Genomic DNA, 24,963 nt, shown 5'->3' with positions numbered 1-24,963 from the left:
ACGTGCAAGAGCCCCGAATTTAAAGGGTTTCCAGCCAGTATGTTGCATGTCAAATATGACCGTAGTGTTGCACTGTCACCCCGTATACTCCGACGCGCTTTCACGTTTTTTCACACGATTTCACGTCTCAGGCACCTATCTCGTCATGCGTCATCTCGCGCAGTTAAGCCTTGCGGTCTTGCTTGCAGCAAGCCAAATCGGACCGGCACTCAGCACGGCCCACGCCCAACAGGCGGACAACCGTGTCAGCCTGAATTTCGTCGACACCGATATCCCCGCCGTGTTGCGCGCGCTGTCGTTGTTCACGCAGCGAAACTTCCTGGTCGACCCTCGCGTCAAGGGCAAACTCACGCTGGTGTCGGACCGGCCCGTCGATAGCGGCCAGGCGCTGGCCATGCTGACCGGGGCATTGCGCCTGCAGGGATTTGCGATCGTCGACGTGGACGGCGTGACGCGGGTTGTGCCCGAGGCCGATGCCAAGCTGCAAGGTAGCGCGGTGGTGGGCAATACGCGGCCTGCTGCGCCCGCTGCCGGCACGCCGGCCGGCGGCGCCGCGCGCGCGCCGGTGCCCGTGTCGGCTTTTGCCAAGGGCGCGAGCAGCGGTGAAATGCTGACGCGCGTGTTTCCGCTGAAGTACGAGAACGCCGCGAATCTGGTGCCGGTGCTGCGGCCCATGGTGCCGCCGAACAACCCCATCAATGCCTATCCGGGCAACAACACGCTGGTGGTGACGGACTACGCGGATAACCTGGAGCGGATCGCGCAGGTCATCGCGCGCATCGACGTCCCCAGTTCGATCGACACGGACGTGGTGCCGGTGCAGTCCGGCATCGCGACCGACATCGCCATCCTGGCCTCGCAGCTGCTGGATACGCAAAGCAGCGATCCGACCCAGCGTATCGCCGTCGTGGCCGACCCGCGCAGCAACAGCGTGCTGGTGCGTTCCGGCAGCCCTGCGCGCACGCGGCTGGCCCGCGACCTGATCATGAAGCTGGACGCGCAGCAGAATCGCGCGGGCAACCTGCACGTGGTCTACATGCGCAACGCGCAAGCCACGCGCATCGCCGAAGTGCTGGGTGGCTTGCTGACCGGGCAGGCGAACGCCGCGCCGGGCGCCAACGGTGCCGCAGGAGGGGCTTCGGGCCCCACGGGCGGCGCGCAAGGCGGCGCCCGCCCGCAGAACACCGCGTCCAACACTGGCGGCCAGATGGGGCAGGGCATGTCGGGGTCGTCCAAGGGCGGCCTGTCGGGCGAGCAGGAACGCATTTCGCGCGAAGACAACAGCACCCAGGCGGTGTCGTATTCGGCAGGCGGGGCCACCATCCAGGCAGATCCGGCGACCAACTCACTGATCATCTCGGCGCCGGAGCCGCTGTACCGCAGCCTGCGCGAGGTGATTGACCAACTGGACCAGCGCCGCGCGCAGGTGCTGGTGGAAAGCCTGATCGTGGAAGTCAGCGAACAGAAAGCCGCGGAATTCGGCATCCAGTGGATGACGGGCGCGGGCAACATCAACAGCGGCGGCACCAGCTTCATCGGCGGCACCAACCTGGGCGGCAGCGGCATCACCGGCACGGGGCCGACGTCGATCGACGCGCTCGGCAGCGGCTTGAGCCTGGGCGTGGTCAAGGGCACGGTGGACGTGCTGGGCAACAAAGTCATCAACCTGGGCGTGCTGGCGCGCGCCATGCAGAACTCGGGCGAAGCCAACATCCTGTCCACGCCGAACCTGCTGACGCTGGACAACCAGTCCGCCAGCATCCTGGTCGGCAAGACCGTGCCGTTCGTGACGGGGCAGTACGTGACCTCGGGCAGCAATGGCAGTTCCAACCCGTTCCAGACGATCGAGCGTGAGGACGTGGGCTTAAAGCTGAACATCCGTCCGCAGATTTCGGAAGGCGGCGCCGTCAAGCTGGACATCTACCAGGAAGTCAGCAGCATCGACGAAAGCCGCTCCAACGCGACCACCGGCATCGTGACCAACAAGCGCGCCATCGACACCAGCGTGCTGATCGACGACGGCCAGATCATCGTGCTGGGCGGCTTGCTGGAAGATAATGTGACGCTCACGACCAACGCCGTGCCGGGCCTGAGTTCGCTGCCGCTGATCGGGTCGCTGTTCCGCTACGACTCGCGCAAGCGCACCAAGACCAACCTGATGGTCTTCCTGCGCCCGTACGTGGTGCGCGACGCGAACCGTAGCGCCAGCGTCACCATGGACCGCTACGACTACATGCGCCGCGCCCAGGCCGCCACACAGCCCGGCGAACATTGGGTGCTGCCCGACATGCAGGCGCCGATGCTGCCGCCGCCCGGTTCCGCGCCGTCCGTGTCGAACAACGCATATGACCTGCGGCCGGAACAGCAGGCGGCCACGATGCGCCGTCCGCCGCCCGCCACCGTGGAATCTTTCGCGGTGCGTCAATATCCAGGCATGGCGGCGCAGCGCGACGCGTCGATGCCGATGCGCGTGTCGCAGTCGGTCACGATGGGCGTGGCAGTGGACCCCGAGTCGCTGCTATGAGCGCGCATCCCTTGCCCTATGCCTGGGCGCGCGCGCAGCGCGCCGTGCTGTCGCTGCGTGCGGGGCAGGTGCAGTTGACGGTCAGCCCGCGCACGCCCGATTGGGCGGTGCGCGAGATCCGCCGCTGCCATGGCGATATCGCGCTGGCGCACGTCGACGACGAGGCGCTGGAGACCTTGCTGACGGCCGCCTACAGCCATTCCGAGGACGCGGCGTCCGTCATGGGCGTGGCCGAAAACGAGATCGATCTGGACCGGCTGCTGCAGGACATGCCCGAAGTGGCCGACCTGCTGGAGGCGCAGGACGACGCGCCCGTCATCCGCATGATCAATGCGCTGTTCGCGCAGGCGGCGCGCGATGGCGCCAGCGATATCCACATCGAGCCCTTCGAGACGCATTCCGTGGTGCGCTACCGCGTGGACGGCACCTTGCGCGATGTGGTGTCGCCGCGCAAGGCCCTGCATGCGGCGTTGATTTCGCGCATCAAGATCATGGCGCATCTGGACATCGCGGAAAAGCGCCTGCCGCAGGACGGCCGCATCGCGCTGCGCGTGGGCGGGCGGCCGATCGACGTGCGCGTGTCCACCCTGCCGACCGGGCATGGCGAACGCGCCGTGCTGCGCCTGCTGGACAAGGAAGCGGGGCGGCTGCAGCTGGAACGCCTGGGCATGTGCCCGGAGGTGCTGACGCAGCTGGACCGCCTGATCCGGCAGCCGCACGGCATCGTGCTGGTGACGGGGCCGACTGGCAGCGGCAAGACCACCACGCTCTATGCGGCGCTGAGCCGGCTGGACGCCGCCACCAGCAACATCCTGACGGTCGAAGACCCGATTGAATACGACCTGTCGGGCATCAGCCAGACCCAGGTCAACGCCAAGATCGACATGAGTTTCGCACTGGCCCTGCGCGCGATCCTGCGCCAGGACCCGGACGTGATCATGATCGGCGAAATCCGTGACCTTGAAACCGCGCAGATCGCCGTGCAGGCCTCGCTGACGGGCCACCTGGTGCTGGCCACGCTGCACACCAACGACGCCGTGTCGGCCGTGACACGCTTGACGGACATGGGGGTCGAGCCCTTCCTGTTGGCCTCGTCGCTGCTGGGCGTGCTGGCGCAACGCCTGGTGCGCAAGCTGTGTCCTGAATGCAAGAAGCCGGCCATGCTGGAAGGCAGGCAGGTGTTCCACCCGGTGGGGTGCCCGACCTGCAACCACACGGGCTATAGCGGACGCTCGGGCATCCACGAGCTGTTCACGGTGGACGACGACGCGCGGCGCCTCATCCATGAGGGCCGCGACGAACGCGAATTGCGCCTGGCCGCTGTGGCGGCCGGCATGCGGACGATGCGGCAGGACGGCCAGCGCTGGGTGGATGGCGGGCAGACCTCGCCCGAAGAAATCGTGCGCGTCACGCGCGACGCCTAGCGCCGCGCGCGGACACCGGCAAGAGCTACTTGCCGGTGCCGAACACCACCGTATCGTTCGCGCGCCGGCCAAGGGTGGACATCAATCCGTCCAGAGCGGCGCGCTGGGCGTCGGTGGCCGACGCTGCAAACGTGGCCTGGCCCTCGAAACTCACCCCCCGGGCCGTTGCATTGCCTTGGCCAGACACCGCCAGCACGCCGCTTTCCGTGCTGAGCGTCAGCGCGGCGCCCGGTTTTCCGGTGCCCTGTGCCCGCAGCAGGTAGGTGCCGACAGGCGCCACGGAGGTCAGTGCCGTACCGGCATTGCGCCAGCGCAGATCGGCGATCGGGCCGTTCGGCGGAGTCCCGCCCAGGCGCAGGGCCTGCCAACTGATCTCCAGCATGCCTTCGGGCGCCAGCGTGTTCCAGGGGGCGCCCAGCGCCGGCAAGACCGAGGCAGGCACGCGCAGGGACTGGGCCGGCAGCGACAGGCCGGTCCATCCGACACGGGCCCGCAGCGGGCCTTGCAGCCACGGGTGCGTCACCTCCAGCGCCATCGCGTTCCAGCGCCATTGCCATTGCACGGGCTGGGGCAGCACGCGTTGCGAGCCCTCGGGCCCCAATGCGATCCAGGCGCTGCCCTGCCACACGGTGCCGCTGGCGTCGGCCAGCGCCACCAGCGATTGGCCGGGCTGCAGGGCCAGCAGCCATCGCGCCGGCAGCACGCTGACGCCGGCGGCCAGCGCGCAGGCGCCGCTGGCCAGCAGCAGGGCGGCCGCGCGCTTGTTGATCCTGGGTAATGGCATCAGCGAGCTCCCGCCTTGTCCGGCAGGGCCAACGTCACCTGGCCGTTCACCAGGCCGGGCAGCGGCCGGCCATTGGGGTTGGCGGCGCGGGTCAAGTCGACCTTTTGCGTGGCCAGGCCCCAGTCGCGGCCCGCAGCGTCCAGCCAGCGCAATAGCGCGGACGACGGGGCCTGGTTCAGGGCGAGTTGCACACCGGCGCCGGATTCTGGTTCGCCCAATGTCCACATGCCTGCCGGCAGGCCCGCGCGTTCCAGGCTGGCGCCCAGTTCCGCCGAGGTGGGCATCGCGGCGGCGGGCGTGGCGGACCGTTGACGCAGGGATCGGACTTGGGCCGTCAGGTCGGCGACGCTGGCGGCCTGCGTGCGCAGGGCGGGCAAGTCGGCCTGAAGCTTGCGCACCGTATTCAACGGCGGTTCGATCAAGGTGACGAAGATAACGGCCGAACCCAGCAGGGCGGCCGCGCCCGTGACCAGCCGGCGTTCGCGCGGCGCCAGGGCGTCGTAGCGCTGCCGCGCCCGGGCAAGCGCCGGGTCTACAGGCTTGCGGACGGATTGCCAGGCGTGTTGCAGGCGTTGGTTCAGTGTCATGGTTGCTTGCGCAGGATGCGCCAGGTGTTGTCGGTGTCGCCGCGTTCGAGCTTCAGGCCCAGGGCTGCCGCCTGCTGGATGAGTGCCGGCGTTTCCGCGACGCGCTGCGCTTGTTCGCCCGCATCGGCCAGGTGCAGGGTCAGCGCCTGATCGGCATAAGTCAGGCGCGCAACCTTGTCGGCCGCGAAGGGCAGCGTCTGCGCGGCGGCGCGCGCCAGCGGCAGGAAGTCGGCGGCGCTGGCCGCGCCGCGGTTGGCTTGCAGCGCGTCCAGGCCCTGCTGGGCCTGGCGCGGGGGGTCCAGTACCACGGGCAGATCGGGGAAGGCGGCGATCACCTGCTGGCGCATCCCGTTCTTCAGCGCGTCGGCTTCAGCGCCCAATTGGGCGGCATGGATGTTCAGGCCGGCGATCCAGACAAGGGCGGCGGCCGCGCTCCAGCGCCAGACGGGGCGCCAACGCGATACGCGGGCCGGGGCCAGTTGCGGCATCGCCAGCGACCAGGACGGCGAGGGCGCGCGCCAGCGCGGATCCGCCGGGTCGCGCAAGGGCGCGTCGGATTCGGGCGCCAGGGTCTGTGGCGCGATGAGCGCATGCGCACGCAAACCCTGCGCATTCAGCAAGCTCCACGCCCGCCGCACGGGTTCGCGCGGCGCCCAGGCCAACGGCACCTTGCCGTCGGCGCCGCGCGGGCCGTAGCCGATCGCCAGCGCGTCCAGGTCGCTCAGCACCAGCGGTTCCAGCGCGCTGTGCACCGCAGCGGCCAGGCGTGCGCGGGCAACGGCAGGGATCTGCACCGTGGTGGCGATGACGTCGGCCGGATGCAGCACGGCCTCGCACGCGGCATTGGGATAGGCATTGCCCATGGCCTGCAAGGTCAGTTCGCCTTGCTGCGCGCAGCGTCCGCGCCGATCGAACCAGGCATAGGACAGCGGCGAGCTGGCGCTGAACTCATCCAGGGGCGGCAGCGCGATTCTCAGGGAGTTTTTCATTCAGTGTCTCGTGTCCATATGGTGTCGGGCGCGGCAGGCGGGGCGCTACGCACCAGGGCCTGCATGGATACCCGGGCCCGTTCATAGACCACGGTGCCGCTGGCCATGAACCAGCCGCTGGCAGTCGTGACGGTGGGCGCAGGCGCGTCCACGCCGGTGCCGGCAAGCCGGTTGGCGAAGTCGCCCGCGTTGTTGAACCAGTTGCCGCGGTCACGTTCCCCCGTCATCGCGCGCGCCTGACTGAGCGACAGGCCGGGCACCAGCGCGGCGATAACCTCGGCCGGCGCGGTGTTGACGTTGACGCTGGTGGCGACCGGAAGCACCGTCATCGTGCGGCGCAGCGCATTGCGCACGGGCGGTTCCAGCCCAAGCTGGGCGGCGATCTCGTCCACGCCGCGTGGCAGCGGCGCGCGCGCGTCGGGCGCAGGGACCGGCTGGCCGTTCGACGAGGCGGGCGAGTCGGCCGCCAGCGCCGGCGGCTGCGCGGCAGCAACGATGTCGATGATGTGCGCGGCCAGGGTGTCGGGCAGTTGCTGCACGTTCAGCAGCCGGCGCAATACCTTTTCCTGTTCGGGTTGCGGCACGCCGTTGCGGGCCAGATTGCTCAGGTTGTACTTGCCTTGCTCGTCCTGCACGCGGCCCGAGAACACGGCCACGCGGTCGTCGCCCGGCCGCTCGATGCGGGTGTCCAGCACCGGCGTCGCCCAGATCTGGTCGCCGCGCGTGGTGGACTCGCGTTTGCCGTGATCGCGGATGACCAGGCGCGCCCAGTCGATGCCGCCCGCCAGCATCACGCGGGCCTGCACGCGGGCCAGCTCGTTTTCCACGCGGCGAGTGCTGGCGGTCTGGCGCTGGAAGAGGCTGGTGGTCAGCGCCGCCACGATCGCGACGATGATCAACGCGCTGATGACTGCCGCGCCGCGCTCGCGGGCCGGAGGACACACCGTCATGGCAGCTCCAGGATACGGGTGTAGCGCTGCGGCGCATTGGCCTCGCCGCGTTCCAGCATGATCTCGATGCCGGTGGGCGCGGTGGCGAAACTGGCATTGGCATCGACCCAGCCCGTGCCCGGGATCCAGGCGCGCACGCGCATTGCCCGCACGCCGGGCAGGAGCAGCACGCCGTCGGTCGCGGCCGGCAGCGGGCTGCGCGGCGCGGACGGGCCGCTGGCGCGCCACAGGCCGTCCGCCCGCACTTGCCATTGCACGCGTTGCCACAGGCCGTTGCCGTCGGGATCAGGGCGCAGCAGCTCCAGGGTGTTGCCGCCGCTGGTCCGGCGCAACAGGCGCAGGCCGCTGGTCAAGACCAGCGCGTCCTTGCCCGCGGGATCGAAGCCCGGCCCGGTGTAGGACAGCTCGACGTCGCGGCCCATCTGCCCCAGCGTGCGCACGATGGCGTCCGTGTCCTCGGCCTCCTGCTCGATCCAGTCGCGCGCGCTGGACACGCTGGCCAGGCCGCGCCACGCCATCAGGCTGACCAGCGCCATCAGCGCCAGCGCCACCAGCACTTCGATCAGCGTAAAGCCGGCCTGGGCGGCGCGGGCGCGAACGGGGGGAAAAGCGGCGCGGCGCATGGTCATCGCAGGCTGGACAACAGCCCGTCCAATTGCAGTAGCACGGCGTCCGGACGCGCGGAGCGCGTGTCATGGACATTGACGGAAACCTGCCGGAAGCTGCGGTTCATGGAATTGGTGAAGACCAGTTCGCATTGCAGCGCGCGGCCGCCCTGCGGGCAGGGCACGGTTTGCGTGCCGGCGCGCGGCAGCACCTGATCCAGCCGCAGCTGGGTCAAGGCGTTCTGCGCGGCCAGCAGCGCCAGCGTCTTGTCCTGCAAGGCGCGGTTGTTGGCCGACATGACGCCGGTCGCGCGCAGGGCGGCGGCCATCGCCACGGCGATGATGGCCAGCGCCACCAGCACTTCGATCAAGGTGAAGCCGCGCTGGCGGTCGGCGGGGCGGGGCGGTTCAGCGGATGTCATAACGGCCCGAGGCGTCGCGTTGCAGGGTGATGCTGGCATCGCCGGCACGCAGCGTAAGCGTCATCGGGGCGGCGACCCATTCGGTGTTGAAGACGAGCGGCCGGTCGGGATCCAGCCGCAGCTGGACCATGCCCGCCGCCCAGGTCTGCGGGCGCAGCATGTCGTCGTGTTCCAGGCGGTCGACGGGCACGGGCGAGTCCTCTTGCGCGCTAGGGCCCGGCAGGCGCCCCTGGCGTTCGAATGACCAGCCTTGGCCATTGGCCAGCCAGCGGATGGGGCGGCCGTCGCTGCGGGCTTCGCTCTGGGCCACCGTGAAGGCGTCGGCCAGGCGTTGGGCGTCGCTGCGCAGGCCGTTGTCGCGCTTGCCGATGGACAGGCTGACCATGCTGGCCGCGATGGCCACGATCACCAGCACCACCAGCACCTCTACCAGCGTGAAGCCGCGTTCAGAGCTCCCAGGAACCGATGTCGGCATCGCCGTTTTCTCCCCCGGGCTTGTTGTCGGCGCCGAACGAGAAGACATCGATGTCGCCCTTGACGCCGGGGCTCAGGTATTGATACGGGTGACCCCAGGGGTCATTGGGCAATTTGTCCAGGTAGCCGCGCCAGTTGTTGGCGCCGTCGGGCTTTTCGGCCAGCGCGCGCAGGCCTTGCGCCGTGGTGGGATAGCGCCCGTTGTCCAGCCGGTACAGCTTCAATGCCTGCATGATGCCCGCGATGTCCTGGCGCGCGGCGACTTGCCGGGCCTGGTCGGGACGGTCCAGCACGCGCGGCACGATCAGGGCCGCCAGGATCCCCATGATCACAATCACCACCATGATCTCGATCAGGGTGAAACCTTGCTGGCGGGCTAGCCCACGCGGTAACTGACGCACTTTGCAACTCCGGTCTTTTGCTAGAAGCACGGGATTGTGGACATGAAATATGACAGTAATGCGTTGCCGCGCCGCCCGCCTGCTACCATGGCCCTTCTACAAGGAGCGGTAATGGCTACAAAAGAGAAGTCTTCGACTGGGTTGGCGGCGTTGGTGGAAAAGGCGCTTCAACAGAAGAAGCAGGCTGCCGCCACACAGAAACCGGCAGGGTCTTCCCTGTCGAACCTGGCAGGCCGCAAGCAAATGGGCCGCCCCGCGGGCCGCAAGCGCTGATCGGCGGGCGCTTGAAAGGAAGCGCCGCCTGACCCGCCAGCATTCAACCCATCCCCCACGTTCAATTCACCTGCGCAATCCCCGCTGGCGCCGCCAGCGCGGCGGGCGTTGCCAGGCGGTTCAATCTCCCGCCTTGCTCCACCGTCACGGCATCCACGGCGATATCGCGCAACACGATGCCGGGGGCCACTTCGCCGCCCTTGCGGTAAGCCAGGGGCGGACCTCCATCCACGCTAAGCACCGCCGCGCCATCCGGGCCGGCCGCGATCAGGCCCAGCACGCTGATCTGCGTGCGCATCACCTCGTCTTTTCCGAACCATAGCGCCACCGGCGTGTTGTCGGCGGCGCGCGGCGCGGCGGCGGATACGGCTGGGGGCAGCGGGCCCGGGCGCGGCGCAAGCAGCACGGCGGCCCATACCCCCACGCCCGCGGCCAGCGCCAGCACGGCAAGGACGCGCAGCGCGGCAGGCGCGGAGGGCAGGGAGAGGCGCAAGGAAAGAGGCATGAGGACGACAGCGGATTCAAAAAGCGACGCGCCCGACTATAGCGGTTGTTCATGACAATGCCGAGATCGAAAAACCGCCTTCGATTCAGCTTCCGTACAGCTTTCTGTCATTGCGCTTACACGGCGCCTATCTAGCATGCCGGCAACGCTCAACCTTTGGGGCGAGCATTCATCCGATCCAACTGGGACACCCGCATGCAAGATACGAATCAAGCCAATCGCCGCCGACTCCTGAAGATGCTGGGAGGCGCGCCGATGCTGCCGATCGGCGGCGTCAGCATGGCTGCGCTGCTGGCCGGCTGTAATTCGAGCGACGACGATGACGACAGCGATGGCTCGACGAATCCGAACCCCAATCCGCCGACCACGCCGGTGACCTTCACGTCCGCCGCCTTCACGTCGATGCCCGCGCCGACGCTGGCCACGCCGCAACTGATGGCGCGCACGACCGTCAGCTCGGCGCTGGCGCTGACCTTCAGCGACGGTTCCAAGCGCACCGTCGAACTGGGCTACGAGCCGTTCTTCATGACGGGCGACGCCGTGCCGGACGGCAAGGGCGGCACGATGGTGGCCGGTGGTTACTTCAACCTGGCCGGCGCGCCCATCATGGACAACTCGGTGCCTGCGAAGGCGCGCCAGTTCTTCTCGAACTGTCCGGACGGCACGTCGCTGCTGGCGCTGTCGGAACCGACCAAGGTCGCCGGCGTGGCCGGCAACGCGGTCTACGCCGTGGTGCAGTTCGAATACCAGTCGATGGATCAGGCCGGCAACGACATGTATGGCCTGCTGCCGTCGCCGATCGCCGTGCTGACCCTGTCGCAAGACCCGAACACCGGCAAGCTCAGCCTGGTGAAATACAGCAACGTCGACACGTCGTCGGTACATGGCCTGTGGATCACCTGTGGCGCCAGCCTGTCGCCCTGGGGCACCCACCTGTCCAGCGAAGAGTACGAGCCGGACGCGACGGTCGCCCGCACGCAGGCGTCGTTCCAGACCTACAGCCAGAATGTCTACGGCGACCCCGCCAAGGCCAATCCCTACCATTACGGCCACATGCCGGAAGTGACCGTGCATCCGGACGGCACGGGCACCATCAAGAAGCACTACTGCATGGGCCGCATCTCGCATGAACTGGTGCAGATGATGCCTGACCAGCGCACCGCGCTGATGGGCGATGACGCCACCAACGGCGGGCTGTTCATGTTCGTGGCCGACCGCAAGGCGGACTTGTCGGCGGGCACGCTGTACGTGGCGCAATGGACGCAGACCTCGGGCACGGGCCCGGGCGCCGGCACGCTCAAGTGGATCAAGCTGGGCCACGCCACCAGCGCCGAAGTCAAGGAACTGGCTGACCAGTTGGCGGCGGCCGACATCATGGACGTGCGCACCGTCGACCCGACCGACGCGTCGTTCACCAAGATCCGCTATAGCGGCAAAGACAACTGGGTCAAGCTGCAGCCCGGCCGCCGCCAGGCCGCGGCCTTTCTGGAAACGCACCGCTACGCGGCGATGGTGGGCGGCACGCTGGCCTTCACCAAGATGGAAGGCACGACCGTCAACGCCCGCGACAAGATCGCCTACAGCGCCATGTCGCGCGTGGAATCGTCGATGATCGATGGCAAAGTCCCGGGCCTGAAGGTTGAAGGCAACTCGGCCGGCGCCGTGTACCAACTGCACATGAAGGCAGGCCAGGTGGACACCGACGGCAGCGCGATCGACAGCGAATGGGTGCCGGTGGACATGGGTGCCGTGACGGAACTAATCGGCAAGCCGCTGGCCACGCCGGATGCGCTGGGCAATACGCATGACGCCGATTTCATCTCGAACCCCGACAACCTGAAGTTCTCGGAAAAGCTGCGCACGCTGTTCGTCGGTGAGGACAGTGGCGGCCACGTCAACAACTTCATGTGGGCCTACAACGTCGACACCAAGGCCTTGTCGCGCTTGCTGTCGTGCCCGGTGGCAGCGGAATCCACGGGCCTGCAGGCCGTGGACGAGATCAACGGCTGGACCTACATCACCAGCAACTTCCAGCACGCCGCCGACTGGGGCGCCATCCACGCGGTGGTGCGGCCGACGCTCGAACCGCTGGTCAAGGCCAACTACAAGGACGGCTTCGGCGCGGCCGTCGGTTATCTGACCGGCGTGAAGATTGGCGCGTAAGCCACGCGCGTCAGCGCATGCGAGACGGGGCGGCGCAGGCGCCGCTCCGGCTGCAGTTCCCGGGACCGGTACGCCGGTCCTTTTTCATGCGCGGCGCATCCGCTTTTTTCGCAAAAGATTCCTGATCCGTCGATCAAGCTTTCTGCCCTTTGTTTCATGGGGCCTTCACGTTGAACCGCCACTATGTGCGCAGCGTAAAACCCTGTTCATGAAACGAGAAGATAAGCATGCAAGCATTGAATTGGAGAAGATGGTGCGCCATGTTGCTGGCTACCAGCGCGTTGGCGGGCTGTGGGGGCAGCGACGATGACGACGGCGCCGAGGCGCCTCCCACGACGCCGCCGGTGACCGAACCCGGCAAGCCGGCCGTCGAGAAGGTGCTGTTCATCGGCGTCGATGGATTGACGTATGACGCCATGCGCCGCGGCGTCGCGGACAAGACCCTGTCCAACATCGGGCAGTTGACCCTCACGCGCGCCTGGACGGGCGGCGTGACGGGCGGTGTGACCCAGCAGCCTACGCTGGCCGCTCCGGGCTGGGCCACCTTGCTGACCGGCCAATGGGCCGATGTGCATGGCGTGCGGTCCGACGCCGCAGGCCAGGCGATGAAATCGCCCAGCCTGTTCCAGCGCGTCAAGGCGGCGCGACCCGATGCGCGCCTGGCGGGCGCCTTCAACTCGACGTTGCTGGCCGGCCTGGTCGGCAGCGACCGCGATGCAGGCTACCTGCAAGCCTCCACCGACTGCGCGGGCGTTGACGACTGCGTCGCCACCCAGGCGCGCGACCGCATCACCGAAGGCTACGACGTGGTCGTGGCCCAGTTCGGCGCCGCCGAACGCGCCGCGTCGGACAGTGGCTTCGGCGCCAACTACCAGGCCGTGATCCGCCAGACGGACGCCGCCGTGGGCGTCCTGGCCAAACAGATCGCCGACCGCCGCGCCGCGAACCCCAACGAGAATTGGCTGATCGTCGTGGCGACGAGCCACGGCCTGGGCAAGACGGGGACCGTCGACGGGCTGCCGCTGTCGTCGAACAAGACCATCATGCTGGCGACGAACCAGCCGGCGATGCTGGGCGGCACGGCCGACGATGCATCGTTCGATGGCGTGTGGGACAGCAACTGGTACGCGCTGCCCAGCGCGGCCGACGTCGCGCCGACGATGCTGGCGCATCTGGGCGCGTTGCCGGCCGACGGCCAGTACGACATGGCGGGCACGCCGCTGTCCCAGCCGCTGGCGCTGCGCCGCGTGGCGACCCGCACGTCGATGGACAACAAGACCGTGACGCTGTCCTGGGTGCGCGTGGGCGAGCCCGATGGCGAAATCGTCGTCAGCCGCGACGGCGCCGAAGTGGCGCGCCTGCCGGGCACGGCCACGGAATACGCGGATACGGGCTTCTCGTTCGACACCGAGGGCGTGCATACGTTGAACTACAGCGTGTCCGCGGGACGCGCCGTCAGCGCCACGCGCGCCACGGTGGTGTATGCCAAGCCCGTCGTGCTGTTGCCGTCGCTGCGCACCGGCCTCACCATGCTGTTCCCGTTCGAAGGCAACGTGACCGACATCGCGGCGGGCGGCGGCGTGATCACGCCGTACGACGGCGTGCAGACCCCGGCCTTCGCCGATGCGGGCGTGTTCGGCAAGATGTTCAAGAACGAACGCGGTTCGGCCGCCCTGGGCGCCTTCAAGCTGGATTACCCGGCCGGCCTGCTCGACAGCCTGCAAGTCTTCACGATCGGCTTCTGGTTCCAGTCCGACGGCACGGCCAACGACCGCTCGATCCTGGGCAACAAGGATTACAACTCCGGCGGCAATCCCGGCATCACCATCGCTCAATGGGCCGGTCCCGAACTGCGCTTCAACCTGGCGGGCGGCGGGTCGCGCGTCGACATCAACGGTGTGAAGTTCACGCCCAACAAGCCGGTCTACATCGCCATGACCGTCGACAAGACCGCCAAGACCATGACGGCCTCGGTCTACGACAGCGAACTGGGATTCACGCGCCGCTCGACCGCCACGGGTTCGGTGAACCTGGCGCAAGTGGCCGGCGTCTTCGGGCCGCACATTGGCTTGAACGAAGACGGCCGCGGCACCTACGGCATCTGCTGCGCCGGCACGAAGGGCCCGTACACGATGAACTTCGACGACCTGGCCTTCTGGTCGCGCGCCCTGACCGAGGCCGAGGTGAAGTCGCTGGCCATGTCCGGCAAGTCCGTTTCCGAACTGTTTCCCTGATGTTCCTAGGATAGAAAACCATGAGCAACTCCTTGATCTTGCGCGGTTTGCTGCGCGTCGGCGCGGTGCTGATGCTGACCGCCACCCTGGCCGCCTGCGGCGGCGATGACGGCGACGACAGCAAGCCCGACAACGGCGGCGGGACCGAAACCCCGACGCCCGTGCCGCCCACCCCGGCCAAGCCCGAACTGCGTTGCGCGCCTTGAGCCGCGCTCCCTACCGAGTCATAGGAAACGAATCCGTGAAGTCTGAAAAAGACCCGATCCACGCCGGCAAGCGCCGCTTCCTGCGCAACGCCGCGGCCTCCACCGCCGGCCTGACCGCGCTGTCGATGTTCCCGCCCGCCATCCGCCGTGCGCTGGCCATTCCGGCCAACAACCGCACCGGCACGATCAACGACGTCGAGCATGTGGTCATCCTGATGCAGGAAAACCGCTCGTTCGATATGTATTTCGGCACGTTCAAGGGCGTGCGCGGTTTTGGCGACCGCATCACGATCCCGCTGGCGCAAAACCGTTCGGTCTGGGAACAGACCAATGGGACGCGCGTGGTCATGCCGTATCACCTGGACAGCACGCAGGGCAACGCCCAGCGCGTGTCCGGCACGCCGCACGACTACGTGGATGCGCAGATGGCCTGGGATGGCGGCCGCATGAACCAGTGGCCGCGCTACAAGCAGAACCAGTCGATGGGCTACTACCGCCAGAAAGAGGTGGAGTTCCAGTTCGCGCTGGCTGAAGCGTTCACCCTGTGCGACGCCTACCACTGTTCCACGCACGGCGGCACCAACACGAACCGCCTGTTCCACTGGACCGGCACCAACGACCCGCTGGCGCAGGGCAATGGCCCGTCCACCCGCAACCAGTGGGACAGCCTGGGCGCGTCCACCACCGGCTGGACCTGGACGACGTACCCGGAGCGGCTGCAAAAGGCCGGTGTGAGCTGGACGGTCTACCAGAACCTGCCCGAGAACTTCGGCGACAACCCGTTGGCCGGCTTCCAGCAATACCGCCGCGCCAACGAGCAGGCCGGCAATTCCGCCAACGGCGCCCCGTACCCGGCCTGGACCCCCAGCATGGACGCGGCCAATCCGCTTTACAAGGGCACGGCCAACACCATGCCCGACGGCGGCTTCCTGCAAGCCCTGCGCGACGACGTCAACAATGGCAGGCTGCCGCAGGTGTCCTGGATCGTGGCGCCCGCCACGTACTCCGAGCACCCTGGCCCCTCCAGCCCCGTCCAGGGCGCCTGGTACATCCAGGAAACGCTGGATGCGCTGACGTCGAACCCCGACGTGTGGAGCAAGACCGTCCTGCTGATCAACTTCGACGAGAACGACGGCTATTTCGACCACGTGCCGCCGCCCGCCGCCCCGTCGCTGAACCCGGATGGTTCGATGGCCGGCGCCTCCACGGTCAACACCGACCTGGAACGCCATACGCACGCCTCGGCCCAGGACGCGGCCGACAATCGCGTCTATGGCCCCGGCCCGCGCGTGCCGATGTACGTGGTGTCGCCGTGGAGCCGCGGGGGCTGGGTCAATTCGCAAGCGTTCGACCATACGTCCGTGCTGCGTTTCCTGGAAGCCCGCTTCGGCGTGAAGGAAGAGAACATCAGCCCGTGGCGCCGCGCCGTGCTGGGGGACATGACCTCGGCCTTCAACTTCGCCACGCCGAACAACGAAAAACTGCCTGACCTGAACATCCTGACGCGCTCGAAGTCCGACCAGGAACGCACCGCCCAGGAAGCGCTGACCGCCGTGCCGCTGCCGGACACGACGACGCAAGCCCGCCCGGTGCAGGACAAGGGCCACCGCTACGCGCGCGCCTTGCCCTACGAGTTGCACACGAGCGGCCGCAGCCAGCCCAGCACGGGCAATATGTGGCTGGTGTTTTCCAACACGGGCAAGCAGGCGGCCGTCTTCCATGTGTATGACCGCCTGCATCTGGACCGCCTGCCGCGCCGCTATACGGTGGAAGCCGGCAAGCAGCTGGAAGGCAGCTGGGATACCGCCGCCGACGGTGGCAAGTACGACCTGTGGGTGCTGGGCCCCAACGGTTACCACCGCCATTTCGCGGGTGACCTGGCGCTGGCGCGCACGGCGCAGCTGGACCCGGAAATCCGTGTCTGCTACGACATCGCCAATGGCGACGTCTACGTCAGCTTCATCAACAGCGGCAAAGATGCTTGCACGTTCGAAGTCACGCCCAACGCGTACTACTCGAACAACGAGCGCTGGACGCTGACCGTGCCGGCCGGCAGCAAGGTGGAGCAGCACTGGGCGCTGGAGAACAGCGGCCACTGGTACGACTTCACGGCCCGCCTGGCCGAAGACCCGTCCTACCTGCGCCGCTTCGCCGGCCACGTCGAAACCGGAGAGGCCTCGATGACCGATCCGGCGATGGCAAGCTGACGGCTACGCGGCGGTCTGCGGTTCGCGCGCCCGGAAGGCCGTGGCGCAAGCTTCGCAGATCGCCGCCGTAATGCCCTGGCGCGCATGTTCGCGCCGTTCCAGCATCCCGATGGCCCGCGAAAGCGGGCCTAAGTCTTCGGGCAGCGTCAAGATGCGCAATTCCGGGCTGTGCTGCCAGTTCGAGCCGTTGATCAGCGGCAGCAGGGTCACGCCCACTTCCTGGCGCACCAGTTCCACCAGTGTCTCGATGGCGTTGAGCTCCAGGAATTCGTTCAACGGCACCGCCAGGCGCCGTAGCAGCCGATCGATCTGCAAGCCCGTGCGCTGCGTGCGGTCAAAGCGCAGGAACGGGTTGTTCGCCAGCACCTGACGGGCATCCTTGCCCGGGGCCGCGGCCGGCGCGATCACCACCAGTTGCTCTTCATATAGCGGGGTCCAGCGCGTGCTGGCCATCTTGCGGCCGGCTTCCACCAGGAACGCCGCGTCCAGTTCGCCGTCTTCGACCTTGCCGGCCAGCTCGCTGGCCTTGCCCGACAGGATGCGCACGTCCAGCTTCGGATGGGCCTTTTTCAGGCTCGACACCACCTTGGACAGGGTGCCCATGCAGGACACGATGCTGCCCACCGACACCGCGCCGGCAAGCTCGCCGGGCACGGTGCGCGGCAGCCGCATTCGGTCGTATAAATCCAGTAAATGCTTGATTTCAGGTAGCAATTCCCGGCCGGCTGCGTTAAGAATGGCTAGACGCCCGCTGCGGTCGAACAGTTCGCGGCCCAGCTCCGCCTCCAGCGACCGCATCTGGAAGCTGACGGCGGCCTGGGTCAACGCCACTTGCTCGGCGGCTTCGGAAAAGGAACCGTGATGGGCGACGGCCAGGAAAGTGCGCAAAAACCGGATCGTACTCATAAAATTTTCTTTTATGACGGAACAAAAAATCAAATTGATTTAATTAGATCACGAGAGTACCTTCGCCTGCTTAACCGTTCAGACCGTTTAGAGACAAGCCAATGAAAACCTTTGACTGGGTCAACCCGTATCCCTCCGTTCGCATCCCGCTGTTTGCGCGCAACGTGGTGTCCACGTCGCATCCGCTGGCAGCCCAGGCCGGGTTGCGCATGCTGCTCAAGGGCGGCAACGCCGTGGACGCCGCCATTGCGGCCGCCGCCACGATCGTCCTGGTTGAACCGGTTTCCTGCGGCCTGGGCGGCGACTGCTTCGCCATCGTCTGGGACGGCAAGGAACTGCATGGCTTGAACTCGTCGGGCGTGGCGCCGGCCGCCTGGAACACCGAATACTTCAAGGCCAAGTACGGCACGGGCCCGGACGGCCTGGCTATCCAGCCCAAGCGCGGCTGGGACGCCGTGACGGTGCCGGGTGTCGTGGCCGGCTGGGCCGCGCTGCACGAAAAGCTGGGCAAGCTGCCGTTTGAGCAACTGTTCGAGCCCGCCATTGAAATCGCCGAGCGCGGCTACGCCGTGCCGCCGGTGGTGGCGCACAAATGGAATGCCGCCGCCGAAGAGCTGAAGTCGCAGCCGGGTTACGCCCAGGCGTTCATGCCCGAAGGCCGCGCGCCCAAGGTCGGTGAACACTTCCGTTTCCCGGACGCGGCCAACACGCTGCGCCGCATCGCCGAATCCGGCGGCCGCGACTTCTACGAAGGCGAACTGGCCGAACGCATCGCTGCTTTCAGCAAGGAATGCGGCGGCGCGATGACGCTGGAAGACCTGCGCAACTACCGCCCGGACTGGGTCAAGCCGATTTCCAAGTCGTACCGCGGCTACGAGCTGCACGAGATTCCGCCGAACGGGCAGGGCATCGCCGCGCTGATCGCGCTGGGCATCGTCGAACGCTTCGACATGTCGGACATTCCCGTGGACTCCGTGCAGTCGCAGCACATCCAGATCGAAGCCATGAAACTGGCGTTTGCCGACCTGTACAAGTACGTGGCCGACCCGCGCGCCATGCAGGTGACGCCCGAGCAGATGCTGTCGGACGCCTATCTGGACAGCCGCGCCAAGCTGATCCGCCTGGACCAGGCCACCCATTTCGAAGCCGGCCGCCCGCACGCCGGCGGCACCATCTACCTGACCGCCGCCGACGAAAACGGCATGATGATCTCGTTCATCCAGTCCAACTACATGGGTTTCGGGTCGGGCGTGGTCGTGCCGGGCACCGGCATCAGCATGCAGAACCGCGGTGTCGGTTTCTCGATGGACCCCAAGTCCGCGAACGTCGTCGAGGGCGGCAAGCGCCCGTTCCACACCATCATCCCGGGTTTCCTGACGCGCGGCGGCAAGCCGGTCATGAGCTTCGGCGTGATGGGCGGCGACATGCAGCCGCAGGGCCACATGCAGACGGTCGTGCGCATGATCGACTACCACCAGAACCCGCAGGCCGCCTGCTGCGCGCCGCGCTGGAAGGTCAACCGCGACTTCACGCTGGATATCGAGACCAATATGAAGGCTTCCACCATTGCGGGCCTGAAAGACCTCGGGCATGCTTTGAAGTCCGTTGACGATCCCTATATGGACTTCGGCGCCGGCCAGTTCATCTGGCGCATGTCCGAGAACGACAACGAACTGGGTTATGTCGCCGCCAGCGACAGCCGCCGCGACGGCCAGGCGGTCGGCTTCTAAGCCGGCTTCTACATTCAAGCTCGCAAGCAACAAGGGGAAAAACACAATGAAACGCTTGACCATGACCTTCGGCGCCAGCTTGCTGGCGCTGGCTGCCGGCGTGGCGTCCGCCCAGAACATCCGGATCGGCCTGCAGGAAGACCCGGACGTCCTGGACCCCCACCGCGCCCGTACTTACGTGGGCCGCATCGTGTTCACGTCGCTGTGCGACAAGCTGGTGGACATCGATCCCAAGCTGCATTTCGTGCCGCAATTGGCCACGTCGTGGTCGTTCAGCCCCGACAACAAGGTGCTGACCTTCAAGCTGCGCGAAGACGCGCTGTTCCATGACGGCACGAAGTTCGACGCGCCGGCGGCCAAGGCCAACCTGGAACGCGCCATGAGCCTGCCGGACAGCCTGCGCAAGGGTGAACTGGCTTCGGTCGAAAAAGTGGACGCGCCGGATGCGTCCACGCTGGTGCTGACCTTGAAGAAGCCTGACGCCACGTTGCTGGCCCAGCTGTCCGACCGCGCCGGCATGATGCTGTCGCCCAAGACCTTCGCCGACGCCGACGTCGCGTCGGTGGGCCGCAAGCCCGTGTGCTCGGGCCCGTACAAATTCGTCGAACGCATCCAGAACGACCGCATCGTGCTCGAGAAATTCGACCAGTACTACGACGCCAAGGACTACGCCTTCAAGCGCGTCACCTTCCTGCCCATCCCCGACACCACGGTCCGCCTGTCGAACCTGCGCGCGGGCGACCTGGACATGCTGGAGCGCTTGAATCCGTCGGACGCGCCGCAGGTCAAGAACGACGCCAGCCTGACGTTTGCGCCGGTGGCAGGGCTGGGTTTCCAGCAGTTCATGTTTAACGTGGGCAACGGCAAGCGGGCCGAAGACAACCCGTTCAAGAACAAGCTGGTGCGCCAGGCGTTCCAGTACGCGCTGGACCGCAACGCCATCAACGACGTGGCAGGCGGCGGCATCTTCGAACCCGCCCAGCAGCCGTTCCCCCCGGCCAGCCCCTATCACAGCGACAAGTTCCCGGTCACCAAGCGCGACGTGGCCAAGGCCAAGGCGTTGCTCAAGCAGGCCGGATTCGACCGCGTGAAGGCTGAACTCGTGTTCGGCAACAACACCACGACCTCGTCGATTGCCGAGATCGTCCAGGCAATGGCCTCCGAAGCGGGCTTCGACCTGTCCTTGCGCCCGACCGAGTACGCGGCCTTGCAGAAGGAATCGTCGGCGGGCAATTTCCAGATCGTGATGCTGGGCTGGTCCGGCCGGGTCGATCCCGACGGCAACGTGCACGCCTTCGTGACGTGCAAGGGCGCGCTGAACGATGGCCATTACTGCAACCCGGAAGTGGACAAGCTGCTGAACGAGGCCCGCACGGTGCCCGACGAAGCGCGCCGCAAGGAAATCTACGACCAGGCGCAGACCATCATCCAGGACGAGCTGCCGGGCGTGTACAACTACTACCAGCCGTGGCCGTTCGCCATGGGCAAGAAGGTCAAGGGCTTTACGCCGTATCCTGACGGCATGATCCGCCTGAAGGGTGTGACGTTCGCGCAGAAGTAATGACGAAGCGCGGCGGCCCCCGGGGTCGCCGCGCGCCGTTGAACGCGACGACGCATTCAATGGTTCTTTGCGGCGGCCGCGCGCCGGGCGATGTTGGCCTGACGCCGTCCGCCGTTCCTGTTCTACGGTTTTTCCCACATGCTTAAACTCATCTTGCGCCGCGTGGTCGTCGCGATACCGACACTGATACTGGTGTCGATGATCGTCTTCATGCTGCAAAAAATCCTGCCCGGCGATCCGGTGCTGACACTGGCCGGCGAAGAGCGCGACCCGGCCGTCCTGGACTACCTGCGCGACAAATACCGCCTGAACGATCCCTTGCCCGTGCAATACGCGGCCTGGGCCGGCCAGGTGCTGCAGGGCGACCTGGGCAAGTCGCTCCGCACCGACGTGCCCGTCACGACGCTGATCGCGCAAAAGCTGCCCGTCACTCTGCAATTGGCCGCGATGGCGATGTTCTTCGCGCTGCTGATCGGCATCCCGATGGGGATCATCGCAGCGGTGCGCAAAGGCAAACCCATTGAAATGGGGGCCAACATCGCGGCGCTGTCCGGCATGTCGATCCCCAATTTCTGGCTGGGGATCATCCTGATCATGGTGGTGTCGGTGCAGTGGAAGCTATTGCCGGCCTCGGGTTACGTGTCGCCGGCGGAAGACTTCTGGCTGTCGATCAAGACGATGCTGATGCCGTCACTGGTGCTGTCCACGGCGATCGCGGCCTACCTGATGCGGCACACGCGTTCTTCCATGCTGGAGGCCCTGTCCGCCGACTACGTGCGCACCGCGCGCGCGAAGGGCGTGTCGCCGCGCAGCGTGGTGCTGCGCCACGCCTTGCGCAATGCGCTGATGCCGATCGTCACGCTGGTGACCTTGCTGTTCGGCGAATTGCTGGCCGGCGCCGTGCTGACCGAGCAGGTCTTCACGATCCCGGGCTTCGGCAAGCTGGTGGTGGACGCGGTGTTCACGCGCGACTATGCGGTGGTGCAGGGCGTGGTGCTCTGCGTGGCGGTGGGCTTCATCCTGATGAACCTGCTGGCCGACATTCTGTACATCCTCGTCAATCCCCGCCTGAGGCACTCATGAGCGCACTTCCTGCAACGGCCGCAGCCGTCACGCCGCCCCGCAGCCGCAACCGCGCCTGGGGAAAATTCAAACGCAACCACATCGCGATGCTGGGTCTGGGCATCGTGGCGTTCTTCGTCCTGCTGGCCGTCCTGGCGCCGTTCATCGCCAACCACGACCCCCTGCAGACAAGTTTCACCACCATCCGCAAGGCGCCGTCGGCGTCTTACTGGCTGGGCACGGACGAACTCGGCCGCGACATCTTCAGCCGCATGGTCTACGGCGCCCGCGCCTCCCTGATGGCTGGCCTGGTGTCCGTGCTGATCGCGCTGGTCGTGGGCGTGCCGTTCGGCCTGGCGGCCGGTTACTTCGGCGGCTGGACCGACAGCTTCATCTCGCGCGCCACCGAGGCGCTGCTGGCCATCCCGTTCCTGATCCTGGCCATTGCGCTGGCCGCCTTCCTGGGGCCCAGCCTGACCAACGCGATGATCGCCATCGGCGTATCGGCGGCGCCCAAGTTCGTGCGCCTGACGCGCGGGCAGGTGCTGGCGGTGAAGAACGAAGACTATGTGCAAAGCGCCCGCGCGCTGGGCGCATCCGACCTGCGCATCATCGGCCGGCACGTGTTCCCCAACGTGATGCCGCCGCTGATCGTGCAGGCGACGATCACCATCGCCACGGCCATCATCGCCGAGGCCAGCCTGTCCTTCCTGGGCCTGGGGCTGCAGCCGCCGACGCCGTCGTGGGGCTCAATGCTGAACACGGCCAAGAACTTCATGACCCAGGCGCCCTGGATGTCGATCTTCCCTGGATCGGCCATTTTCCTGGTGGTGCTGGGCTTCAATCTGCTGGGCGACGGGCTGCGCGACGCGCTCGATCCGCGTCAGGAAAAGTAATCACTATGGCAATCATGGATCCCAAACGCGTCGTGCAGGTCAATGACCTGACCGTGCGCTTCAAGACCCCCGAGCGCACGGTCGAAGCCGTGCGCAACGTGTCGTTCCACGTCGATCGCGGCGAAACCCTGGCCATCGTGGGCGAGTCCGGTTCGGGCAAGTCCGTGACGTCGCTGGCGCTGATGCGCCTGGTGGAGTACGGCGGCGGCAAGATCGTCAACGGCGACATGTTCCTGCGCCGCCGCAACGGCGAGGTGCTGGACCTGGCCCACGCGCCCGACTCCACGCTGCAACGCGTGCGCGGCGCCGACGTGGCGATGATCTTTCAGGAACCGATGACGTCGCTGAACCCCAGCTTCACGGCCGGGAACCAGATCGCCGAGGCGCTGCAGCTGCACCAGGGGCTGGACGCGGCCGGCGCGCGCGCCGAAACGCTGCGCATGCTGGAACGCGTGCGCATCCCGGAGGCCCGCGCCATCCTGGACCGCTATCCGCACCAGTTGTCGGGCGGCATGCGCCAGCGCGTGATGATCGCGATGGCGTTGTCGTGCAAGCCGCAATTGCTGATCGCCGATGAGCCGACGACGGCGCTGGATGTCACCATCCAGGCCCAGATCCTGCAACTGATCCGTCAACTGCAGGAAGAGATGGACATGGGCGTGATCTTCATCACGCACGATATGGGCGTGGTGGCCGAGGTGGCCGACCGCGTGCTGGTGATGTACCGCGGCGACAAGGTGGAAGAGGGCGGTTCGGACGAGATCTTCGCGCGCCCGCAACACGCCTATACGCGCGCCTTGTTGTCGGCCGTGCCGCGCCTGGGCGCGATGCACGGCACCGACGAGCCCGCGCCGTTCCCGCTCTTGAAAGTGGAGGAAGCCGCCCACGTCGCCGATCCGGCCGCGTTGGTGGATGCGCCCGCGGCCGCGCCGAGCACCGTGCGCCGCGAGAACGGGCCGGTGCTGAAGGTGCGTGACCTGACGACCAGTTTCGATATCACCGGCGGCATCCTGGGCCGGGTGCAAAAGCGCGTGCATGCGGTCGAAAAAGTCAGCTTCGACCTCTACCCCGGCGAGACCCTGTCGCTGGTGGGCGAGTCCGGTTGCGGCAAGACCACGACGGGCCGGTCGCTGCTGCAATTGGTCAAGAGCAAGAGCGGCACGATCGAGTTCGATGGCAAGAACATCGGCGCGTTGCGCGGTAGCGCGATGCAGACCTTGCGTCAGCACATCCAGTTCATCTTCCAGGACCCGTTCGCGTCGCTGGACCCGCGGATGACGGTGGGCTATTCCATCATGGAGCCGCTGTTGATCCACGGCGTGGCCCGCGGCAAGGCCGCGCAGGACCGCGTGCGCTGGCTGATGGACAAGTGCGGGCTGCTGCCCGAAATGATCGACCGTTATCCGCACGAGTTCTCGGGCGGCCAGCGTCAGCGGATCTGCATTGCGCGGGCGTTGGCGCTGAATCCCAAGGTCGTGATCGCGGACGAATCGGTGTCGGCGCTGGATGTATCGATCCAGGCGCAAATCGTGAATCTGTTGCTGGATCTGCAACGTGAACTGGGCGTGTCGTTCCTGTTCATCTCGCACGATATGGCGGTGGTGGAACGCGTGAGCCACCGGGTGGCGGTGATGTACCTGGGGCAGATCGTCGAGATCGGGCCGCGCCGCGCGATCTTCGAGAATCCGCAGCATCCCTATACCAAGAAGCTGATGGCGGCGGTGCCGATCGCGGATCCGCAGCGGCGGCACCGGGAGCGGTCATTGCTGGTGGACGAGATTCCCAGCCCGATGCGCAAGCTGGGGGATGATCCGTTGGTGGAGCCGTTGGTGGCCGTGGGTGACGGGCATTTTGTGGCGCGGCATGCCATTGGGGTGTATTGAGGCGGGGTTGCCGGGTGCTTAGGGTGCATTCGGCGTTTGGCCGGTTGCGTTCTTAACGTGCAGTCGGCGCCGGGGGGGGGGGGGGGGGGGGGGCAGCGGGTAGGTGCCGGCGTCAAGCTGGCCTAAGCGCCCGCATCGGATGAAGAAACACACAAGGGCGCTGAATAATCATAAACA

The 24,963-nt window shown here is 66.9% G+C and carries 22 protein-coding genes; 12 read left to right on the top strand and 10 right to left on the bottom strand.

Going from position 1 to position 24,963, the window contains the following annotated elements; translation table 11 throughout:
• Window positions 1–145: 145 nt before the first annotated feature.
• Both gspD and gspE read left to right on the top strand, forming a co-directional pair.
• Complete coding sequence (gspD, locus tag ACO6D5_RS03540) at window positions 146–2,524, top strand: type II secretion system secretin GspD (protein ID WP_485824607.1); 2,379 nt, start codon at window positions 146–148, stop codon at window positions 2,522–2,524.
• Window positions 2,521–3,948 carry a type II secretion system ATPase GspE gene (gspE, locus tag ACO6D5_RS03535; protein ID WP_485824606.1) on the top strand — a complete coding sequence of 476 codons (1,428 nt, stop codon included), beginning with the start codon at window positions 2,521–2,523 and terminating at the stop codon, window positions 3,946–3,948. Before gspD ends, gspE begins: the two co-directional genes overlap by 4 nt.
• 25 nt (window positions 3,949–3,973) lie before the next feature.
• Here gspE and ACO6D5_RS03530 read toward each other — a convergent pair whose 3' ends face one another.
• The 8 genes from ACO6D5_RS03530 to gspG are packed head-to-tail and all read right to left on the bottom strand — an operon-like array spanning window position 3,974 to window position 9,160.
• Window positions 3,974–4,732 carry a type II secretion system protein N gene (locus tag ACO6D5_RS03530; RefSeq protein ID WP_485824605.1) on the bottom strand — a complete coding sequence of 253 codons (759 nt, stop codon included), beginning with the start codon at window positions 4,730–4,732 and terminating at the stop codon, window positions 3,974–3,976.
• On the bottom strand, window positions 4,732–5,319 hold the full coding sequence (gspM, locus tag ACO6D5_RS03525; RefSeq protein WP_315846014.1) for a type II secretion system protein GspM: 588 nt from the start codon (window positions 5,317–5,319) through the stop codon (window positions 4,732–4,734). Before gspM ends, ACO6D5_RS03530 begins: the two co-directional genes overlap by 1 nt.
• Window positions 5,316–6,308 carry a type II secretion system protein GspL gene (gene gspL / locus ACO6D5_RS03520; protein WP_485824604.1) on the bottom strand — a complete coding sequence of 331 codons (993 nt, stop codon included), beginning with the start codon at window positions 6,306–6,308 and terminating at the stop codon, window positions 5,316–5,318. The genes gspM and gspL overlap by 4 nt, the downstream gene beginning before the upstream one ends.
• Complete coding sequence (gspK, locus tag ACO6D5_RS03515) at window positions 6,305–7,258, bottom strand: type II secretion system minor pseudopilin GspK (RefSeq protein ID WP_315846016.1); 954 nt, start codon at window positions 7,256–7,258, stop codon at window positions 6,305–6,307. Before gspK ends, gspL begins: the two co-directional genes overlap by 4 nt.
• Window positions 7,255–7,887, bottom strand: coding sequence for a PulJ/GspJ family protein (locus ACO6D5_RS03510; RefSeq protein WP_315846017.1), 633 nt, complete (start codon window positions 7,885–7,887; stop codon window positions 7,255–7,257). Before ACO6D5_RS03510 ends, gspK begins: the two co-directional genes overlap by 4 nt.
• Window positions 7,884–8,285 carry a type II secretion system minor pseudopilin GspI gene (gene gspI / locus ACO6D5_RS03505; protein WP_315846018.1) on the bottom strand — a complete coding sequence of 134 codons (402 nt, stop codon included), beginning with the start codon at window positions 8,283–8,285 and terminating at the stop codon, window positions 7,884–7,886. The genes ACO6D5_RS03510 and gspI overlap by 4 nt, the downstream gene beginning before the upstream one ends.
• Complete coding sequence (gene gspH, locus ACO6D5_RS03500) at window positions 8,272–8,760, bottom strand: type II secretion system minor pseudopilin GspH (RefSeq protein WP_315846019.1); 489 nt, start codon at window positions 8,758–8,760, stop codon at window positions 8,272–8,274. The genes gspI and gspH overlap by 14 nt, the downstream gene beginning before the upstream one ends.
• Window positions 8,732–9,160, bottom strand: a complete 429-nt coding sequence (gene gspG / locus ACO6D5_RS03495; RefSeq protein ID WP_035214085.1) for a type II secretion system major pseudopilin GspG — start codon at window positions 9,158–9,160, stop codon at window positions 8,732–8,734. The genes gspH and gspG overlap by 29 nt, the downstream gene beginning before the upstream one ends.
• Window positions 9,161–9,202: 42 nt before the next feature.
• Here gspG and ACO6D5_RS03490 point away from each other — a divergent pair, with 42 nt between their 5' ends.
• On the top strand, window positions 9,203–9,433 hold the full coding sequence (locus ACO6D5_RS03490) for a hypothetical protein (protein WP_131224914.1): 231 nt from the start codon (window positions 9,203–9,205) through the stop codon (window positions 9,431–9,433).
• A gap of 61 nt (window positions 9,434–9,494) precedes the next feature.
• On the opposite strand, the gene ACO6D5_RS03485 is transcribed toward ACO6D5_RS03490, so the two are convergent.
• Window positions 9,495–9,938, bottom strand: a complete 444-nt coding sequence (locus tag ACO6D5_RS03485) for a hypothetical protein (RefSeq protein WP_485824603.1) — start codon at window positions 9,936–9,938, stop codon at window positions 9,495–9,497.
• Window positions 9,939–10,133: 195 nt separating this feature from the next.
• On the opposite strand from ACO6D5_RS03485, the gene ACO6D5_RS03480 reads away from it, so the two are divergent.
• The 4 genes from ACO6D5_RS03480 to ACO6D5_RS03465 all read left to right on the top strand — a co-directional run bounded on the left by ACO6D5_RS03480 (window position 10,134) and on the right by ACO6D5_RS03465 (window position 16,748).
• Entirely contained in the window at window positions 10,134–12,101 is a 1,968-nt protein-coding gene (locus ACO6D5_RS03480; protein WP_485824602.1) for a PhoX family protein, read from the top strand.
• A 227-nt stretch (window positions 12,102–12,328) separates the two neighbouring features.
• Window positions 12,329–14,335 carry a LamG-like jellyroll fold domain-containing protein gene (locus ACO6D5_RS03475; RefSeq protein WP_485824601.1) on the top strand — a complete coding sequence of 669 codons (2,007 nt, stop codon included), beginning with the start codon at window positions 12,329–12,331 and terminating at the stop codon, window positions 14,333–14,335.
• A 20-nt stretch (window positions 14,336–14,355) separates the two neighbouring features.
• Window positions 14,356–14,541 carry a hypothetical protein gene (locus ACO6D5_RS03470; protein WP_006227372.1) on the top strand — a complete coding sequence of 62 codons (186 nt, stop codon included), beginning with the start codon at window positions 14,356–14,358 and terminating at the stop codon, window positions 14,539–14,541.
• Between the two features lie 35 nt (window positions 14,542–14,576).
• On the top strand, window positions 14,577–16,748 hold the full coding sequence (locus ACO6D5_RS03465) for a phosphocholine-specific phospholipase C (protein ID WP_485824600.1): 2,172 nt from the start codon (window positions 14,577–14,579) through the stop codon (window positions 16,746–16,748).
• Between the two features lie 3 nt (window positions 16,749–16,751).
• On the opposite strand, the gene ACO6D5_RS03460 is transcribed toward ACO6D5_RS03465, so the two are convergent.
• Window positions 16,752–17,654 carry a LysR substrate-binding domain-containing protein gene (locus ACO6D5_RS03460; protein WP_315846025.1) on the bottom strand — a complete coding sequence of 301 codons (903 nt, stop codon included), beginning with the start codon at window positions 17,652–17,654 and terminating at the stop codon, window positions 16,752–16,754.
• A 101-nt stretch (window positions 17,655–17,755) separates the two neighbouring features.
• Between ACO6D5_RS03460 and ggt the strand changes: the two genes are divergently transcribed.
• The 5 genes from ggt (at window position 17,756) to ACO6D5_RS03435 (ending at window position 24,786) form a co-directional block, all read left to right on the top strand.
• Window positions 17,756–19,384, top strand: a complete 1,629-nt coding sequence (gene ggt / locus ACO6D5_RS03455; protein WP_315846026.1) for a gamma-glutamyltransferase — start codon at window positions 17,756–17,758, stop codon at window positions 19,382–19,384.
• Window positions 19,385–19,430: 46 nt separating this feature from the next.
• On the top strand, window positions 19,431–20,945 hold the full coding sequence (locus ACO6D5_RS03450) for an ABC transporter substrate-binding protein (protein WP_315846027.1): 1,515 nt from the start codon (window positions 19,431–19,433) through the stop codon (window positions 20,943–20,945).
• A 138-nt stretch (window positions 20,946–21,083) separates the two neighbouring features.
• The gene (locus ACO6D5_RS03445) at window positions 21,084–22,028 is read left to right on the top strand and encodes an ABC transporter permease subunit (RefSeq protein WP_315846028.1); all 945 of its coding nucleotides are present in this window, start codon (window positions 21,084–21,086) and stop codon (window positions 22,026–22,028) included.
• On the top strand, window positions 22,025–22,903 hold the full coding sequence (nikC, locus tag ACO6D5_RS03440) for a nickel transporter permease (RefSeq protein WP_006227378.1): 879 nt from the start codon (window positions 22,025–22,027) through the stop codon (window positions 22,901–22,903). Before ACO6D5_RS03445 ends, nikC begins: the two co-directional genes overlap by 4 nt.
• A 14-nt stretch (window positions 22,904–22,917) precedes the next feature.
• On the top strand, window positions 22,918–24,786 hold the full coding sequence (locus ACO6D5_RS03435) for a dipeptide ABC transporter ATP-binding protein (protein ID WP_485824655.1): 1,869 nt from the start codon (window positions 22,918–22,920) through the stop codon (window positions 24,784–24,786).
• The last annotated feature ends 177 nt before the right edge of the window (window positions 24,787–24,963 follow it).

This window comes from Achromobacter sp., from assembly GCF_057314935.1.
This window is presented reverse-complemented; position numbering and strand designations above follow the sequence as displayed.

Bases quoted from the DNA above. Each gene is read 5' to 3' on its own strand.
- gspD (WP_485824607.1), top strand. From the start codon at position 146: ATGCGTCATCTCGCGCAGTTAAGCCTTGCGGTCTTGCTTGCAGCAAGC.
- gspE (WP_485824606.1), top strand. From the start codon at position 2,521: ATGAGCGCGCATCCCTTGCCCTATGCCTGGGCGCGCGCGCAGCGCGCC.
- ACO6D5_RS03530 (WP_485824605.1), bottom strand. From the start codon at position 4,732: ATGCCATTACCCAGGATCAACAAGCGCGCGGCCGCCCTGCTGCTGGCC.
- gspM (WP_315846014.1), bottom strand. From the start codon at position 5,319: ATGACACTGAACCAACGCCTGCAACACGCCTGGCAATCCGTCCGCAAG.
- gspL (WP_485824604.1), bottom strand. From the start codon at position 6,308: ATGAAAAACTCCCTGAGAATCGCGCTGCCGCCCCTGGATGAGTTCAGC.
- gspK (WP_315846016.1), bottom strand. From the start codon at position 7,258: ATGACGGTGTGTCCTCCGGCCCGCGAGCGCGGCGCGGCAGTCATCAGC.
- ACO6D5_RS03510 (WP_315846017.1), bottom strand. From the start codon at position 7,887: ATGACCATGCGCCGCGCCGCTTTTCCCCCCGTTCGCGCCCGCGCCGCC.
- gspI (WP_315846018.1), bottom strand. From the start codon at position 8,285: ATGACATCCGCTGAACCGCCCCGCCCCGCCGACCGCCAGCGCGGCTTC.
- gspH (WP_315846019.1), bottom strand. From the start codon at position 8,760: ATGCCGACATCGGTTCCTGGGAGCTCTGAACGCGGCTTCACGCTGGTA.
- ACO6D5_RS03490 (WP_131224914.1), top strand. From the start codon at position 9,203: ATGAAATATGACAGTAATGCGTTGCCGCGCCGCCCGCCTGCTACCATG.
- ACO6D5_RS03485 (WP_485824603.1), bottom strand. From the start codon at position 9,938: ATGCCTCTTTCCTTGCGCCTCTCCCTGCCCTCCGCGCCTGCCGCGCTG.
- ACO6D5_RS03480 (WP_485824602.1), top strand. From the start codon at position 10,134: ATGCAAGATACGAATCAAGCCAATCGCCGCCGACTCCTGAAGATGCTG.
- ACO6D5_RS03475 (WP_485824601.1), top strand. From the start codon at position 12,329: ATGCAAGCATTGAATTGGAGAAGATGGTGCGCCATGTTGCTGGCTACC.
- ACO6D5_RS03470 (WP_006227372.1), top strand. From the start codon at position 14,356: ATGAGCAACTCCTTGATCTTGCGCGGTTTGCTGCGCGTCGGCGCGGTG.
- ACO6D5_RS03460 (WP_315846025.1), bottom strand. From the start codon at position 17,654: ATGAGTACGATCCGGTTTTTGCGCACTTTCCTGGCCGTCGCCCATCAC.
- ggt (WP_315846026.1), top strand. From the start codon at position 17,756: ATGAAAACCTTTGACTGGGTCAACCCGTATCCCTCCGTTCGCATCCCG.
- ACO6D5_RS03450 (WP_315846027.1), top strand. From the start codon at position 19,431: ATGAAACGCTTGACCATGACCTTCGGCGCCAGCTTGCTGGCGCTGGCT.
- ACO6D5_RS03445 (WP_315846028.1), top strand. From the start codon at position 21,084: ATGCTTAAACTCATCTTGCGCCGCGTGGTCGTCGCGATACCGACACTG.
- nikC (WP_006227378.1), top strand. From the start codon at position 22,025: ATGAGCGCACTTCCTGCAACGGCCGCAGCCGTCACGCCGCCCCGCAGC.
- ACO6D5_RS03435 (WP_485824655.1), top strand. From the start codon at position 22,918: ATGGATCCCAAACGCGTCGTGCAGGTCAATGACCTGACCGTGCGCTTC.